Origin of the sequence: Shinella sp. JR1-6 (assembly GCF_004284735.1) — a bacterium.
Classification (GTDB): Bacteria; Pseudomonadota; Alphaproteobacteria; order Rhizobiales; family Rhizobiaceae; genus Shinella.
The window spans coordinates 98,929-111,605 of the sequence record NZ_SHMI01000003.1 but is presented as its reverse complement, the minus strand read 5'-3'; the positions used below and the strand labels follow the sequence as shown (position 1 = coordinate 111,605).

General features: G+C 65.7%; 17 protein-coding genes. 7 read left to right on the top strand and 10 right to left on the bottom strand.

Going from position 1 to position 12,677, the window contains the following annotated elements:
• Nucleotide 1: 1 nt before the first annotated feature.
• The 6 genes from EXZ48_RS05790 to EXZ48_RS05765 form a co-directional block, all read right to left on the bottom strand.
• On the bottom strand, nt 2–1,543 hold the full coding sequence (locus EXZ48_RS05790; protein WP_130514783.1) for a Na+/H+ antiporter subunit D: 1,542 nt from the start codon (nt 1,541–1,543) through the stop codon (nt 2–4).
• A 17-nt stretch (nt 1,544–1,560) separates the two neighbouring features.
• Nucleotides 1,561–1,938 carry a Na+/H+ antiporter subunit C gene (locus tag EXZ48_RS05785; protein WP_050743537.1) on the bottom strand — a complete coding sequence of 126 codons (378 nt, stop codon included), beginning with the start codon at nt 1,936–1,938 and terminating at the stop codon, nt 1,561–1,563.
• Complete coding sequence (locus EXZ48_RS05780; protein ID WP_023516525.1) at nt 1,938–2,354, bottom strand: Na(+)/H(+) antiporter subunit B; 417 nt, start codon at nt 2,352–2,354, stop codon at nt 1,938–1,940. Before EXZ48_RS05780 ends, EXZ48_RS05785 begins: the two co-directional genes overlap by 1 nt.
• Nucleotides 2,351–4,690 (bottom strand): putative monovalent cation/H+ antiporter subunit A, encoded by a 2,340-nt coding sequence (locus EXZ48_RS05775; RefSeq protein ID WP_245461957.1) that lies wholly within the window; start codon nt 4,688–4,690, stop codon nt 2,351–2,353. The genes EXZ48_RS05780 and EXZ48_RS05775 overlap by 4 nt, the downstream gene beginning before the upstream one ends.
• Before the next feature lie 111 nt (nt 4,691–4,801).
• Entirely contained in the window at nt 4,802–5,218 is a 417-nt protein-coding gene (locus tag EXZ48_RS05770) for a type II toxin-antitoxin system VapC family toxin (RefSeq protein WP_023512955.1), read from the bottom strand.
• Nucleotides 5,219–5,220: 2 nt separating this feature from the next.
• Nucleotides 5,221–5,454 (bottom strand): AbrB/MazE/SpoVT family DNA-binding domain-containing protein, encoded by a 234-nt coding sequence (locus EXZ48_RS05765; protein WP_023512956.1) that lies wholly within the window; start codon nt 5,452–5,454, stop codon nt 5,221–5,223.
• Nucleotides 5,455–5,594: 140 nt separating this feature from the next.
• On the opposite strand from EXZ48_RS05765, the gene msrB reads away from it, so the two are divergent.
• The gene (gene msrB, locus EXZ48_RS05760; RefSeq protein WP_023512957.1) at nt 5,595–6,002 is read left to right on the top strand and encodes a peptide-methionine (R)-S-oxide reductase MsrB; all 408 of its coding nucleotides are present in this window, start codon (nt 5,595–5,597) and stop codon (nt 6,000–6,002) included.
• Nucleotides 6,003–6,032: 30 nt separating this feature from the next.
• On the opposite strand, the gene EXZ48_RS05755 is transcribed toward msrB, so the two are convergent.
• On the bottom strand, nt 6,033–6,536 hold the full coding sequence (locus tag EXZ48_RS05755) for a GNAT family N-acetyltransferase (RefSeq protein WP_023512958.1): 504 nt from the start codon (nt 6,534–6,536) through the stop codon (nt 6,033–6,035).
• Between the two features lie 230 nt (nt 6,537–6,766).
• Between EXZ48_RS05755 and EXZ48_RS05750 the strand changes: the two genes are divergently transcribed.
• Complete coding sequence (locus EXZ48_RS05750) at nt 6,767–7,267, top strand: hypothetical protein (RefSeq protein WP_130514781.1); 501 nt, start codon at nt 6,767–6,769, stop codon at nt 7,265–7,267.
• Between the two features lie 15 nt (nt 7,268–7,282).
• On the opposite strand, the gene EXZ48_RS05745 is transcribed toward EXZ48_RS05750, so the two are convergent.
• Together EXZ48_RS05745 and EXZ48_RS05740 are read right to left on the bottom strand one after the other, a co-directional pair.
• Entirely contained in the window at nt 7,283–7,942 is a 660-nt protein-coding gene (locus EXZ48_RS05745) for a hemolysin III family protein (protein WP_130514779.1), read from the bottom strand.
• Between the two features lie 135 nt (nt 7,943–8,077).
• Nucleotides 8,078–8,401 carry a TraR/DksA C4-type zinc finger protein gene (locus EXZ48_RS05740; RefSeq protein ID WP_023516332.1) on the bottom strand — a complete coding sequence of 108 codons (324 nt, stop codon included), beginning with the start codon at nt 8,399–8,401 and terminating at the stop codon, nt 8,078–8,080.
• A 304-nt stretch (nt 8,402–8,705) separates the two neighbouring features.
• Here EXZ48_RS05740 and EXZ48_RS05735 point away from each other — a divergent pair, with 304 nt between their 5' ends.
• The gene (locus EXZ48_RS05735; protein ID WP_245461968.1) at nt 8,706–9,566 is read left to right on the top strand and encodes a VOC family protein; all 861 of its coding nucleotides are present in this window, start codon (nt 8,706–8,708) and stop codon (nt 9,564–9,566) included.
• A gap of 95 nt (nt 9,567–9,661) precedes the next feature.
• On the opposite strand, the gene EXZ48_RS05730 is transcribed toward EXZ48_RS05735, so the two are convergent.
• Nucleotides 9,662–10,072, bottom strand: a complete 411-nt coding sequence (locus EXZ48_RS05730) for a DUF930 domain-containing protein (protein WP_371687641.1) — start codon at nt 10,070–10,072, stop codon at nt 9,662–9,664.
• Between the two features lie 163 nt (nt 10,073–10,235).
• Here EXZ48_RS05730 and EXZ48_RS05725 point away from each other — a divergent pair, with 163 nt between their 5' ends.
• From EXZ48_RS05725 to EXZ48_RS05710, 4 genes are all read left to right on the top strand, one after another.
• Complete coding sequence (locus EXZ48_RS05725; protein WP_023516335.1) at nt 10,236–11,363, top strand: AI-2E family transporter; 1,128 nt, start codon at nt 10,236–10,238, stop codon at nt 11,361–11,363.
• A 133-nt stretch (nt 11,364–11,496) separates the two neighbouring features.
• Entirely contained in the window at nt 11,497–11,805 is a 309-nt protein-coding gene (gene bigR, locus EXZ48_RS05720) for a sulfite-sensing transcriptional repressor BigR (protein ID WP_130515136.1), read from the top strand.
• The gene (locus tag EXZ48_RS05715) at nt 11,802–12,212 is read left to right on the top strand and encodes a YeeE/YedE family protein (RefSeq protein WP_130514773.1); all 411 of its coding nucleotides are present in this window, start codon (nt 11,802–11,804) and stop codon (nt 12,210–12,212) included. Before bigR ends, EXZ48_RS05715 begins: the two co-directional genes overlap by 4 nt.
• Nucleotides 12,209–12,643, top strand: coding sequence for a DUF6691 family protein (locus EXZ48_RS05710; RefSeq protein WP_130514770.1), 435 nt, complete (start codon nt 12,209–12,211; stop codon nt 12,641–12,643). The genes EXZ48_RS05715 and EXZ48_RS05710 overlap by 4 nt, the downstream gene beginning before the upstream one ends.
• Nucleotides 12,644–12,677 lie beyond the last annotated feature (34 nt).

Here is a 12,677-nt window from a genome sequence, read left to right as displayed (position 1 = left end):
GTCAGTTCCCCCCCGGAAAGACCGAGCCGATATAGGCCCGCGGATCGGCCAGCCCCTGCGCGGCCAGCTGGATGGTGGAGAGCAGCGTCTCGGGAAAGAGGCCGAAGACCACCGTCAGCGCAGTGAGCACGGCAAGCGGCAGCAGCGCGCTTGCCGGAATGGCCTCATCCGCCAGCGCGCCGCCCGCCGGCCGCCAGTAGGCCAGAAGGAAGACGCGGCCGACTGCGATGGTCGTCAGGAAACCGGTGAGGAAGACCACCGCCGCCAGCCACCAGGCGCCGATATCCATCGCCGCCTTCGCCACCATGACCTTCGGCCAGAAGCCGGAGAACGGCGGCAGGCCGGACACCGCGAAGAACAGCACCAGCGACAGGGCGGCAAACAGCGCCGAGCGCGTGTAGAGCCCGCCGAGACGGGCGAGATCGAACGAGCCGGCAAGCCGCCCGGCAAGGCCTGCAGCCATGTAGAGCGCCGTCATCACGACCATGGAGTGCAGCGCATAGAAGATCGCCCCGCCCGTGCCGCCGGGGCTGCCGAGCGACAGACCGGCCAGCATGACGCCGATGCCCGAGATGACGAGATAGCCAAGCAGCCGGCGGATGTCGCTCTGCCCGAGCGCGCCGAGCGCCCCGAGGATCATGGTGGCGGCGCCCGCCAGCGCGATGACGAAGCTCAGTTCCTCCCGCTCGACGGGAAAGAGCATGATCAGCGTGCGCAGCAGCGCATAGATGCCGACCTTGGTGAGCAGGCCGGCGAACAGCGCCGACACCACGACGCGCGGCGTGTGGTAGGAGGCCGGCAGCCAGAAATTCACCGGAAAGGCCGCGGCCTTCATGCCGAAGGCCGTGAGATAGAGCATGGCGAGCGTCATCAGCGGCAGCTCGGCGCGGCCCGCCGCCGCCTTCGTGGCAATGTCGGCCATGTTGAGCGTGCCGAAGATGCCGTAGAGATAGCCCGTGGTGACGAGGAACAGCGTCGTCGCGATGAGGTTCAGGAAGGCGTATTTGATCGCGCCGTCGATCTGCCGCGGCTCCGAGCCGAGCGTGAGGAGACCGAAGGACGAGATCAGCAGCACCTCGAACCAGACATAGAGGTTGAAGATGTCGCCGGTCAGAAACGCGCCGGAAACGCCGGCCATCAGCAGGAGCAGGAAGGGATAGAAGCCGTAGCGCAGGCCGCTGCCGTCGATATCGCCGAGTGCGTGCACGGCGCCCGCAAGCGCCACGACGGCGCCCACGAGGGCAAAGAGCACGCCTGTCAGGTCCGCCGTGAACGCGATGCCGAACGGCGGCAGCCAGCGGCCCATCACCATCGTCACGGGGCCGTTCGCCAGGACATGGCCGAGCAGCAGCGCATCGAGCAGCACCAGCACGGCCAGTGCGGGAACGGCAAGGAAGCCCTGCAGGTGCAGCGACTTGCGGGCCATCAGCAGCACCGCGCCGGCCAGAATACACCAGACGGGCGGCAGGACGACCAGCCAGTCGAGGGTTGCGACCGGGGTCATGACGAGGGCTGCGGAGAGATCGGTAGGCGTAGCGGCCATTGGCGGGGCGGCTCCTGTCAGTAGCCGGTCGGCGGGAGGGGATCGTTCTCCGGCTCCGCCAGGCGCATCTCGTTACCGTTGTCGGTGCCGAGGTCCTGGTAGGCGCGGTAGACGAGCACCAGCAGGAAGGCGAAGAAGGAAAAGGAAATGACGATTGCCGTCAGGATGAGGGCCTGCGGCAGCGGATTGGCGGTGAGCGTCTGCGGCACGTCGTGGCCGGCGGGAATGATCGGCGGCACCTCGCGCAGAATGCGGCCATTGGTGAAGAGCAGCAGGTTCACCGCATTGCCGAGCAACACGACGCCGAGCAGCACGCGCACCAGGAACTTCGACAGCATCAGATAGACGGCGGCGGCGAAGAACAGGCCGATGAGGAGGACGAAGGGCACTTCCATCACACGTCCTCCGTCTCGAGCGCCAGCGCGATGGAGGTGATTGCCCCCACCACCACGAGATAGACGCCGGTATCGAACAGCATGACGCTGGAGAGCGGGATCTCGACGCCGAGGATGACGGGATAGACCCAGAGCCCGGTCATGAAGGGGACGGCAAAGAAGATCGACATAAGGCCGGCGACCGCCGCGATGAAGAGGCCGAAGGCCGAGATCGCCATCGGGTGGAACCACAGGGCCTTGCGCACGGCGGCAATACCGTTGGCGATGCCGAAGATCGCAAGCGCGGAGACCGCGATCAGCCCGCCCGTGAAGCCGCCGCCGGGTTCGTTGTGGCCGCGCAGCAAGACGAAGATCGAGAACAGCACCATCAGCGCGGTGAGGAACGGCGCGACGGTGCGGAAGATGAGCGTGTTCATGCCTTGCCTCCCGCCTTGCCACCCTTGCGGATGCGGATGATCGACAGGATCGCCAGGCCCGTCACCATAACGACGGCGATCTCGCCCAGCGTGTCCGTGCCGCGGAAATCGACGATGATGACGTTCACCACATTGGCACCGTGGGCGATCGTCTTGGAATAGAGGTTGAAGAAATCGGTGAGCGCCGTGTCGAAGCGGCCCTGCGTGACCTTGAGGAGATAGAGCGAGAAGCCGAGCCCGCAGGCGATGGCGATCACGGCATCCGGGATCTTCTCCCTCAGCGGCCGGTGGTCACGCGGTGTCAGCTTCAATCGTGTCATGACAAGGGCGAGAATGACGACCGACAGCGTCTCGATCATGAACTGCACGAAGGCGAGATCCGGCGCGCCGAAGAGCAGGAAGAGCATGGCGACGCAAAAGCCCTGGATGCCGAGCGCGACGATGGCCGTCAGGCGATTGCTCGCCGTCAAGACGGCGCAGAGGCCGACGACGGCGAGCACCATGACCGCCAGTTCGTGGAACGGCATGTCGGCCGGCCAGACCGGCAGGCGCGGCCATTCGCCATAGACCGCCGGCGGCACGAGCAGCGCGAGCGCGATCACGGCGAAGGTCGCCGTCATGTAGATTTCCATGCGGCCGGGCTGGACGAGCCGGGTGACCGTCGTGGCGGCGCGCACGAGGCCGGTCATCGCCTGGTCGAAGCCGCGGTCCGGTCCCCAGCCGATGTCCTCGACCAGCCGGTTCGCCATCGCGCGCGCCTTGTCGAGGAAGAGGAAGACGGCAATGCCGAAGGCAACGGTGACGGCGGACAGCGCCAGTGCGAGGCTGAGATGCGGCACGGCCGAGATGGTGACCGTCTCCTGCTTTCCGGCAATGGCAGAGGCAAGCGGCGAGGTCAGCACGGCATGGGTGATCGCGGAGAAGACACCGACGACCAGCCCCATGACGGCGAGCAGCATGGGACCGATCCAAAGGAGGGCCGGTCCTTCATGCGCATGTTTCGGCGTCTCGACCGGCGCGCCGAGGAACGGCTTCAGCGCCACGGCGAAGGCGACGGCGAACATCAGGCCGTTGCCGATGATGGCCGCGGCGGTGAAGGCGATCTGGCGCAGGTTGCCGCCGGCGAGCGCCACATAGATCTCTTCCTTGGCAAGGAAGCCGAAAAAGGGCGGCAAGCCGGCCATGGAGAGCGCGGCAAGCAGCGCGGCGAGGAAGGTGACGGGCATCGCCCGCTTGAGCCCGCCCAGTTTCGTGATGTCGCGCGTGCCCGTCTCGTGGTCGACGAGCCCGGCGACCATGAAGAGCGCGCCCTTGAAGAGCGAATGGGCGACGAGATAAAGCGCAGCGGCGGCCACCGCATGGTCCGAGCCGAAGCCGGTCAGCATCACGAGAAGGCCAAGCGAGGCGACCGTCGTATAGGCCAGCATCAGCTTGAGATCCGTCTGGCGGATGGCGAGCACCGCGCCGACGAGCAGCGTCAGCCCGCCGAAGGCCGGCAGGATCGTCTCCCAGGCGACCGTGTCGCCCATCACGGGATTGAGCCGCATCAGGAGATAGACGCCGGCCTTCACCATGGTCGCGGAATGCAGATAGGCCGAGACGGGCGTCGGCGCTTCCATGGCGTTCGGCAGCCAGAAATGGAACGGGAACTGCGCCGACTTGGTGAAGGCGCCGCCGAGAATGAGGAAAAGCAGCGGCAGGTAGAACGGGCTCGTCCGCACCTCCGCGCCAAAGGACATCAGCAGCGACAGCTGCGTGACGTCCGTGACGTTCCACAGGAGCAGCAGTCCCGCCAGAAGGAAAAGCCCGCCCCCGCCGGTGACGACCAGCGCCTGCAGCGCGGCGCGGCGCGAGGCTTCCCGCGCATGGTCGAAGCCGATCAGGAGGAAGGAGGTGATCGAGGTCAGCTCCCAGAAGACGAAGAGCATCAGGAAACTGTCGGAGGCGACGAGGCCGAGCATCGCACCCATGAACATCAGGATGAAGGAGAAGAATCGCCCCTGATGCGGATGTCCCTTCAGGTAACCGCCCGCATAGAGCACGATCAGCGTGCCGATGCCGGAAATCAGCAGCAGGAAGGCGAGCGACAGGCCGTCGATCAGCCAGGAGAAGCTGACATTGTAGGACGGCACCCAGGCATAGCCGCCCGTGACGATCTCGCCGCGCGACACTTCCGCGTTGAAGCCGAGAAAATGGAGGAAAACGGCGGCCGGCACCAGCGCCAGGGGCCAGGCGGCATGGTGTCCGAGAAGCCGCGTGAGCGCCGGCGCGATGAGCGCGCCGAGAAACGGCAGACAGAAGGCGAGGAAGGTCAAGCCCATCGTGTCTGGAATCATTCCGTCTCCCTCATCCGCGGGCTCCACCCGTCTTGCCGTGTTTTTTCAGATCGCCGGTTCTACGTCGGTATGACGAAAATCACCACCCTTGAACGGCAAACCTGCGACGTTTTACCCACCTTCAGGCGGATCAGGCGTATGCAAGGCAAGGCTCGGGAAGTAAGTCCGGTATCGCCCGGCGTCCCGTGTGATCAAGGTCAGGCCGGCAACCGCGGCATGGGCACCGATGAAGAAATCCGGCAGCACGCTCACGCGGTTGCCGCCGGTCCGGCGATAGGCCTGGAAGGCCTTTCCCGCAAGGAAAAGGGCCTGCCGCGGCATGGGCAAGGGCTCCAGCTCCGCCAGCGCGACCATCGCATCGAGATCGGCAATATCCCGGTAGCGCACGGAAAGCTCGGCATAGACGACATCGTTGATCGCGAGGGGACCAAGCAATGCGGCGGCCTCAAGCTCGGCCTGCGACCACGCAGCCCAGACCGGATCTTCCGTCACGAGGTCGAGCAGGACATTCGTGTCGACCAGGAACATGCTCAATCGTCGCCGCGCGTCAGTGCCATGATCTCGTCCGTCGTCATTCCCTGACCGGCCTGGCCGCGCAAGCGCGCAAACCGGCTTTTCGGCCGGGCATCGTCCAGGGGCACGACGACGATGCTGCCATCCCCGACCCGGCGGAACTCGACCCGGCTACCGGGGCCGATGCCAAGGAAGTCCCGCACGGCCTTCGGGATCGTCACCTGCCCCTTGCTCGTCACCGTCGTGCTCATGAACCCTCGGTAATACCGTCGTGAAAGTGCGTATTACTTTACGCCGCAAACGATGTGTTTGCCAGCTCTCCATCAGGATACCGCCAAAGATTGTCTTGCCGCCCCCGGCACCCTATCTATGGCTCCGACAGGAGGACGCGATGAGCGACACGAAGACACTGAAGGTCAACAAGACGAAGGACGAGTGGCGGGAGATCCTGACGCCGGAACAGTTCCGCATCACGCGCGAACACGGCACGGAGCGTGCCTTTTCCAGCCCCGACTTCGACCTTTCCAAGAAAGGCACCTATCACTGCATCTGCTGCGACAGGCCACTCTACCGCTCGGAGGCGAAGTTCAATTCCGGCACCGGCTGGCCGAGCTTCTACCAGCCGATCGAGCCCGGCGCCGTGGCGGACCATTCCGACTATTCCTACGGCATGACGCGCACGGAAATCCGGTGTTCGGACTGCGACGCGCATCTCGGCCACGTCTTCCCGGACGGTCCGCCGCCGACGGGCCTGCGCTTCTGCATGAACGGCGTGGCCCTCAGCTTCGATCCGGACTGAGGCACATGGAAAGGCGGCCGCGGGCCGGGCCTACCGCTTGGGAACCTTGAGTTCCATGCAGGTCAGGTCCAGCCAGCGGCCGAACTTGATGCCGACCTCGCTGAACCGGCCGACCACGCGGAAGCCGAGCTTTTCGTGCAGCTTGATCGAGGCGGCGTTCTCCGCCTCGATGCCGGCGATCATCACATGGATGCCGTTGAAACTCGCCCGGTCGATCAGCGCCTTGAGCAGGCGCTTGCCCGTGCCGGTGCCGCGGGAATCGCCGCGCACATAGACGGAATGCTCGACCGTGTGGCGATAACCGTCGAAGGCCCGCCAGTCGCCATAGGAGGCGTAACCGATCACCTGCTTGCCCCGCATGGCGACGAGCACCGGGAACCCGCGCTCGCGGCGGGCGGAGAACCAGGCCTTGCGGTTTTCGAGGTCGACGGTGGCCTCGTTCCAGATCGCCGTCGTGTTGGCGACGGCATCGTTGTAGATGTCCATGATGCCGGGAAGATCCGCCTCCACGGCGTCGCGTATCGTGATGTCCATGGTTCCCCCCGGTTTTGCCTCCTGCCATACAGGAGGAGCGGGAAAGCTGTCCAGCCTGCTTTGTGGCGCGGCGCCGCAAACTTGACGCGCGAAGGATGCTGTAACAGTTTAAAAGCGCTGCACAATTCCTTGAAACGGAATCGCTTCGCGGATTTCGGCAGCGCTTGAAGGGTGAAGAAACGCCCGCCTTTGTCCGTTCCCCAGGGGACGCCATCAACGAGTAGCCCATCGTGCAACGTTTTCTCTTCCTTCTTTTCTTCGCCCTCCCCGCCGCCGCCTTCGCCCAGGGCTGGGAGCCCTATGTCAACGCCCGCTTCGGTTTTGCGGTGGACGTCCCGCCCGGCTTCACGCTCGTGCAGGAGGCCGACAATGGCGACGGGCGGACCTATGCCAATGGCGAGGCCAAGCTCTCCGTCTGGGCGAACCATCTGGTGATCGGGTCGTTCGCGGACGAGGTCGCCAGCCGGCGCATGGCCTATCTGCGCGAGGGCTGGGATCTCAGCTACGAACGGCAGGCGGCCGGCTGGGCAAGCCTTTCCGGCACGCTTGTCGATTCCATCCTCTATCACCGCATCATCGCGCTTTGCGACGAGGCGGCCGCCTCCTTCGTGCTGGAATATCCGCAATCGATGAAGGCGGAGATGTCGCCGCTCGTCGGCAAGCTGGTGAAATCGCTGCGGCCGGCCGAGGGCTGCACGAGCGCACAGGGCACCGCCCCGCCGGCGCAATAGCGGCGAAACACGCCGTCAGACACCCGAAACGACGCTGGTCAGCACTGCCGAATAATGCACGGCGGCCGCGGCGACGACGAAGCCGTGCCAGATGGCGTTCTGGAAGCGCAGCTTCTCCCAGACATGGAAGATGACACCCACCGAATAGAGCACGCCGCCGGCAACGATGAGCGTCAGCGTGGCGGTGGGAAGGTGTGTCGTCAGCGGCCCGGCGGCAAGCACACCGCTCCAGCCCATGGCGAGATAGATGAGGATCGCCAGCCGGTCGTAGCGGCCGGGCAGGAGGAATTTCAGCGCCACGCCCGCCGCCGCCATCAGCCAGATGCCGACGAGCATGCCGGCGAGCAGCGGCTCGTCGATGCCGCGCTGCAGGAAGGGCGTATAGGTGGCGGCGATCAATACGAAGATCGCGGCATGGTCGAAGCGGCGCAGGTGCCATTTGACCGTCGAGACCGGCCAGATATTGTAGGCGAAGGAGGTGGCGAGCGCAGCGACGAGCCCGACGCCGTAAACCCAGGCGGCCGCCAGTTGCCCGCTCGTCGCCCAGACGGTGGCATAGAAGATCAGCGCCGTCACGCCGATCAGCGCGAGCACGACGCCGACACCATGCACGATGCCGTCGGCGATCACCTCGCCCCGATCATAGTTCCATTTGACGCCCTTGATCTCCGTCACGGCCGATCCTGCCTTGTCCATTAAAGACAAGGTGGCGCGTTTGGAAGCCAGGGGCAAGAGTGTGGCCGGATCACAAAAGTTTGCCGCGTGAGACGAATGCTCGACCCAAACCCGAGCCCCCTCCCGCGGCAGGCGCTATTGCTGCGCGATGCACTCCTCGCAGAGTGCGGCATGGGGCACGGCGGCGAGGCGGGCCGCAGAGATCGGCGCGCCGCACTTGGCACACAGTCCGAAGGTGCCGGCGGCGATGCGGTCGAGCGCGGCGTCGATGGCGCCCAGTTCCTTGAGACCGGTCGTGCCGAATTCCTCCAGCACCTCGTCGTTCTCCCGCTCGATGGCGCGGTCGGCGCTGTCGCCGCTCTTCAGCGTGTCGAGATCCTTCTCGATCCTGTTCAGGCGGCTGTAGAGCTCGCGCTTGCGGGCCTCCAGAATGTCCTTGTACTGCGCCAGGTCCGTCACGGTACCGATCTCCTTTCATCTGCGATCATGCACTGAAAATGGCATCGCGCCTGAGAAACGACATTGATCGGAATCAAGTTCCCGAACCGGTACCGTCAACGCTGCATTGACAGTAAATCGCCGAAACACCACCTTTCGTGAACGCCGCCGCTCCGCCATATTCCCCCACGACAGAACGGTTTCCAAGGGAAACCGAAACAGGGATAAAACCATGACGGACCTCGACAGACGGACATTCCTCGGCGCCGCCGCCGCGGGCATCGCCGCCACCAGGGCCGGCCCCAGCCGCGCGGAGACCGCCCCGATGAACGATACGAACAGCCACGCCATCGACATGCCGGCCTTCGTCGATCATTCGCACCTGACGGTGATCGACCTGCCGATGCTCTCGGCCTTCTACCAGAAGGTGATGGGGCTTTCGGTGCTGGACACATCGGCTTCTGGCGAAACGCTCGGCGTTGCCGGCCGGCCGCTCCTGACGCTGACGACGGGCAGCAATGCCGCGCGCGCGCCGCGCAATGCGCCGGGCCTCTTCCACACCGCCTTCCTCGTGCCCAACCGCCGGGAACTCGGCCGCTGGCTCGCCCATGCCGCGCACAACAACGTGCCGCTCACCGGCGCTTCCGACCACCTCGTCAGCGAGGCGATCTATCTCGACGATCCGGAAGGCAACGGCATCGAGATCTATCGCGACCGCGACCGCACCGAATGGACCTATGTGCCCGACGGCAAGGTCAAGATGGCGACGAACCGGCTCGACCTGCAGGCCCTTTATGACGAAGCGCCGAAGGACGGCTGGACGGGCCAGGAAAACGGCACGGCGATCGGCCACATCCATCTCCAGGTCTCCGACATCCCGGAGGCGGATGCCTTCTTCCGCGATGTGCTCGGCCTCGACATCATGGCGAGCTATCCCGGCGCCAGCTTCTTCGCGACGGGCAAGTACCACCACCATGTCGCCGCCAATGTGTGGAACTCCCGTGGCCAGCCGAAGCGCCAGACGGGCATGACGGGCCTTTCCGACTACACGATCCGCTTCAACGATCCGGCGAAGCTGGAAACGGCACTGAAAAAGCTGGATGAATTGTCGATCGCGACGACGCGCGAGGGCGACACAGTCTCGCTCGTCGATCCCTGGGGCATTGGCCTCAAGCTCTCGGCCTGAGCCGACGCGCGCCAAGGTGGAGGGTTGGAGCATCCACCCTCTGCCCTGCTGGGCAGAGGGTGGTATCGGGCGTCGCTACAAGACGCCCCACGGCCTCAATCGTAGAGATAATGCGCGGCCCAGTCCTCGTGCGGCACCACGTCGCCGATGCGGTACTTGAAGGCATTGACCTCCAGCCGGTCGGCGCTCGCCTCGCATTTGTAGGACAGGCGATACCATTCGCCGCCGCTGCGGAAGACGGCGCCCTTCGTCTTGATCGTGCTACCGTCGAGCTTGGGATCGCCGAAGGCATAGGCGATCACCTTGTCCGGGCGAAAGCCGCCCTTGTCGCCGCTGATCTTGTCCATCGCCTCGATGTCGCAGCGCTGCTCCAGCCGCTCTTCCGGCGTCAGCTTCTGAAGCTGGCTGCGCACGCGGGCATCGATCGCCAGCGCGGGGGATGAACAGAGCGGCGCGAGCGCCAGAGTGCAAAGGGCGATAAAAAGCCCGCCTGCCTGCCGTTTCAACTGTCGGCCTCCTCTTCGTGGCGTCATTACCGACACCTTAATTCGGGGTTAACGGGCAATATGTCGATTTCGCGGCGCTGGCAACCCACCGCAGGTTTCAGGCCACAAGCGGCGGAACTTCCGCACGCTTCGCGCGTTTTCGGCGCCAAAGAGGGGCTATGCCATGCACGACATTTCGGGAAAGCCGGCGGAACGGCGGCTCTTGCGGGGCAGCCTCGACATGGAAAAGGACCTTTCGCAGGATGCGCCACGCCGCTACGGGCTGGACATCGCCGCGGCCTGGGCAGCCATCGGCATCTTCGTCATCATGGCCATGGCCGTCGTCTATCTCATGGCGCCGATCCTCATTCCGCTGTCGCTGGCGGTCGTCACCGGCCTGATCTTCGGCGTGGCCGCGGAAAAGCTGACCGATCTCGGCATTCCGCCGCTCCCGACCGCGCTGCTGCTGGCCGGCGCCTTCGGGGTGGGCGTCTTCTTCATCGCCGGCATGCTTGCAGATCCGATCACGCAGCTTGCCGCAAACGCCCCCGATCTGGTGCGCGGGGCCTATGACCGCATCACACCGCTGTTCTCCCGCCTCGGCTGGCTGAACATCAGCCCGCAGACCTTCGAGAGCGGCCAGATGTCGATGGAAAAGGTGCTGGAAAACACCGGCAGCATCCTCGGCATCCTCTCGGCCAGCCTCACCCCCGCCCTCCTGCAGGGCATGATCTTCTTCGCCGCGCTGGTGCTCTTCCTCTCGGCCCGGCTGAAACTGCGCCAGATGCTGATCATGGCCTTCCCGCGCCGCGGCCAGCGGCTTGCCGCCATCCGCGTGATGAACGCCATCGACAGCGCGCTCGGCTATTATTTCGCCACCGCCGCGCTGGTCTACGGCGCGCTCGGCGTCGTCACCGCGCTCATCACCTGGGGCGGCGGGCTCGCCATGCCCGTGCTCTGGGGGCTCTTTGCCTTCCTCTCCTCCTTCGTGCCCTTCCTCGGCGTGACGCTGATGACCATCGCGCTCGCCACCGCCGGCCTGCTCACCCACGAGACGCTGATGATGGGCCTCCTGCCGGCGCTCGCCTTCTTCGTCGTGCACCTTGCCATGGAAAACCTCATCATGCCGGCCGTGATGGGCAAGCGGCTGGAGGTCAACGCCTTCATCATCTTCACCGCCATCATCTTCTGGACCTGGATGTGGGGCGCGGCCGGCGCCATGCTGGCGCTGCCTCTATCCATCATCGGCATGACCATCGCCGACGAGCTGCGCCCCGCCAAGCGCAAGGCCCGGCGCAGCCTGCCCGGCTGACAAACCGTCGCACCGTCACAGTCCCGCTTGCCCATAAACATTATACATTATATGAAAGTGTATAATGTTGAAAACAACGGCAGGAAGGACGTGCCCCTTGAGCGTGACGACACCGCCCAGCGGCAAGGCGACAATGCCGCCGCAGGCCATGGAGGCGCGGGCGGCCGAGGTCGCCGGCCTCCTGAAGACGCTCGCCCATCCGGCCCGGCTGATGCTGGTCTGCACCCTCGCCGAGGGTGAATTCTCCGTCGGCGACCTCGAACGCCGGATCGGCATCCACCAGCCGACGCTCTCCCAACAGCTCAACGTCCTGCGTGAGGCCGGCATCGTCGAGACCCGCCGGGAAGGCAAGCAGATCTTCTACCGCCTCACCGCCGAAAAGGCCGCAAGGCTCATCGGCGCGCTCTACACGATCTTCTGTACGGACGAGGACAATCCATGATCGACTACCTCCCCTCCCTTCTCGGCGGCATGCTGATCGGCCTTGCCGCCGCGCTGCTGCTCGCCCTCAACGGCCGGGTCGCCGGCATCAGCGGCATCCTCGGCCGGCTCACCCAGGGGAGCAACGTCGCGGTCAACGCCGCCTTCGTCGCCGGCCTCCTCCTCGGCCCCATCCTCTATCGCGGCTTTGCCGGCGGCTGGCCGACCGTCACCATCGCCGCCCCGTTGCCGCTCATCGCCGCGGCGGGCCTCCTTGTCGGCTTCGGCACGCGCATGGGCTCCGGCTGCACCAGCGGTCATGGCGTCGTCGGCCTTGCCCGGCTTTCGCCGCGCTCCTTCGCCGCCGTCGCCAGCTTCCTCGTTGCCGGCGTTTTCGCCGTCGCGCTCCTGCGGAGTTTCGGCCTGTGACCCGCCCCGTCCCGCAAATCCTGTCGGCGCTCGCCTGCGGCGCGCTCTTCGGCCTCGGCCTTGCCCTGTCCGGCATGCTGGACCCGGCGCGCGTGCAAGGCTTCCTCGACCTTGCTGGCGACTGGGATCCGAGCCTTGCCTTCGTGCTCGGCGGCGCCGTCGCCGTCATGGCGCTCGGCCTCGCCCTCATCCGCCGCCTGCCGCGCCCGGCCTTCTCGGACGGCTTCCACCTGCCCGATACCCACCCCGTCGACCGGAGGCTTATCCTCGGCTCGGCGCTGTTCGGCCTCGGCTGGGGGCTCGGCGGCTTCTGCCCCGGCCCGGCGCTGGCCGCCCTTTCGCTCGGCCGGCCGGAACCTCTCCTCTTCGTTGCCTGCATGGTGGCCGGCATGGTGTTGCACGACCGGCTTTTCGCCCGTCGGGTAGGCTGAACGCTTGATGCAGGCCGCAGGGCTCTCTATCTCT

Coding starts and splice junctions, on each gene's coding strand:
- EXZ48_RS05715 (WP_130514773.1), top strand. CDS start 11,802: ATGATCGACTACCTCCCCTCCCTTCTCGGCGGCATGCTGATCGGCCTT.
- bigR (WP_130515136.1), top strand. CDS start 11,497: ATGCCGCCGCAGGCCATGGAGGCGCGGGCGGCCGAGGTCGCCGGCCTC.
- EXZ48_RS05785 (WP_050743537.1), bottom strand. CDS start 1,938: ATGGAAGTGCCCTTCGTCCTCCTCATCGGCCTGTTCTTCGCCGCCGCC.
- EXZ48_RS05735 (WP_245461968.1), top strand. CDS start 8,706: ATGAACGATACGAACAGCCACGCCATCGACATGCCGGCCTTCGTCGAT.
- msrB (WP_023512957.1), top strand. CDS start 5,595: ATGAGCGACACGAAGACACTGAAGGTCAACAAGACGAAGGACGAGTGG.
- EXZ48_RS05775 (WP_245461957.1), bottom strand. CDS start 4,690: ATGATTCCAGACACGATGGGCTTGACCTTCCTCGCCTTCTGTCTGCCG.
- EXZ48_RS05725 (WP_023516335.1), top strand. CDS start 10,236: ATGCACGACATTTCGGGAAAGCCGGCGGAACGGCGGCTCTTGCGGGGC.
- EXZ48_RS05780 (WP_023516525.1), bottom strand. CDS start 2,354: ATGAACACGCTCATCTTCCGCACCGTCGCGCCGTTCCTCACCGCGCTG.
- EXZ48_RS05770 (WP_023512955.1), bottom strand. CDS start 5,218: ATGTTCCTGGTCGACACGAATGTCCTGCTCGACCTCGTGACGGAAGAT.
- EXZ48_RS05790 (WP_130514783.1), bottom strand. CDS start 1,543: ATGGCCGCTACGCCTACCGATCTCTCCGCAGCCCTCGTCATGACCCCG.
- EXZ48_RS05765 (WP_023512956.1), bottom strand. CDS start 5,454: ATGAGCACGACGGTGACGAGCAAGGGGCAGGTGACGATCCCGAAGGCC.
- EXZ48_RS05755 (WP_023512958.1), bottom strand. CDS start 6,536: ATGGACATCACGATACGCGACGCCGTGGAGGCGGATCTTCCCGGCATC.